Source organism: Franzmannia qiaohouensis (genome assembly GCF_031451695.1).
Taxonomy (GTDB): domain Bacteria; phylum Pseudomonadota; class Gammaproteobacteria; order Pseudomonadales; family Halomonadaceae; genus Franzmannia; species Franzmannia qiaohouensis.
Genome location: NZ_JARWAM010000047.1, coordinates 1 through 1400 on the forward strand (window position 1 = coordinate 1; position 1400 = coordinate 1400).

General features: G+C 63.3%; 1 protein-coding gene. It reads right to left on the reverse strand.

Going from position 1 to position 1400, the window contains the following annotated elements:
* Positions 1 to 270: 270 nt before the first annotated feature.
* Complete coding sequence (locus QC821_RS21660) at positions 271 to 1299, reverse strand: IS110 family RNA-guided transposase (RefSeq protein WP_309725601.1); 1029 nt, start codon at positions 1297 to 1299, stop codon at positions 271 to 273.
* Positions 1300 to 1400: the final 101 nt, after the last annotated feature.

The window sequence follows — 1400 nt, forward strand, 5'->3', positions numbered from 1 at the left end:
AATTCGCTTATATGGACCCGTCCCGTTGTGCAAGCCCGATTCGCCATGGCCGGGGTGAGACTGCACGCTTATATCCGGCCTGTTAGTGGCACTCACCGGTGCCTGGCCATGATGGGATGCGCGCTCTCCGCTCTGATCTCCCACGCGGCCTCAATTTGGGCCATACGAATTCACAGAGTGGCGGAGAGCCGGTCTTACCTGTCGTGCCATCAGCGTTCGTGCCTGCGCAACCTCCGGGAAATTAGTGTGTTGCCGTTGCCTCGCCTTGCGTTACGGGGTGGCCGTATAAACCGTGTCGCGTGCCATCACCGCCCAGCAGATCCGGCCAAGCTTGTTGGCCAAGGCAACCGTGGCCTTGGCCGCCCCGCGCCGTGCCGCTAGTGCGCACGCCCAGCGCGCCAGTCGCCCTGGCTGCTGCTGCCGCTGAAAGGCGCGCAACGCCGCTCGGGCACCGTGCACGAGCTGTCGCCGCACCTCGCCGTTACCGCGCCTGGAGATGCTCAGCAGCCGTTCCTTGCCACCACTCGAGTGCTGTTTGGGTACCAGACCAATCGAGGCGCTGAAACAGCGGCCATTGGCGAACCGCCCTGGGTCGCCGATATGGCAAGCCAGCAGCGTGGCATTCACCGGCCCAATACCCGGCACGCTCATCAGGCGCTGACACACCGGGGTGGTCTTGGCCAGCCGCGCTAGGCGCTGATCATAGGCGCGGATGCGCGCATCCAGTGCTAGCCACTGATCCAGTACGTCATCCAGCACCACGAAGAGATCGTCGCCCAGCGTTGCCCGATGCTCATCGAGCAACCGCCGCACCTCACCCTGGCGGAACACCGTGTGGCCCTTCGCCACGCTGATGCCCATCTCGGCAAGCAGGCCATGCAGCTCATTGCCCAGTGCCGTGCGGGTGGTAATCGCCCGGGAGCGCACGCGATGCATGGCTTGCAGCGCCTGCTGTTCAAGCGTCTTGGGCGCCACCCGAGGCGTAGCCGCGCGCGCCGCTGCTTCAGTGATCGCGCGGGCATCCTTGGCATCGTTCTTGTGGCCCAGCACGAAGGGCTTCACGTACTGAGGTGGAATCAACTGCACCTCGTGCCCCAGTGCTGTGATCTCCCTGGCCCAGTAGTGAGCACTGCCGCAGGCTTCCATGGCCACCGTACAGCACGGCACCTGGGCCAATGTCTTGCGTAACGCCGCGCGCGATACCTTTTTGCTGAACACCTCACGCCCCTGATGATCGACCGCATGAAGGTGAAAAACATGCTTGGCGAGATCGATCCCGACGATGCTAATGTTGTTCATGGATGGACCCTCTTTCCGAGATGCCGTGTGGTGCCCCATGCACCCAAGATGGCGTTGCAAACTCATCTTGGCACAAGGGGGGACGGGTCCATCCCATTTCC

What these genes read in the sequence shown, in the direction of transcription:
- QC821_RS21660 (WP_309725601.1), bottom strand. Translation starts at nt 1,299, where the DNA reads ATGAACAACATTAGCATCGTCGGGATCGATCTCGCCAAGCATGTTTTT.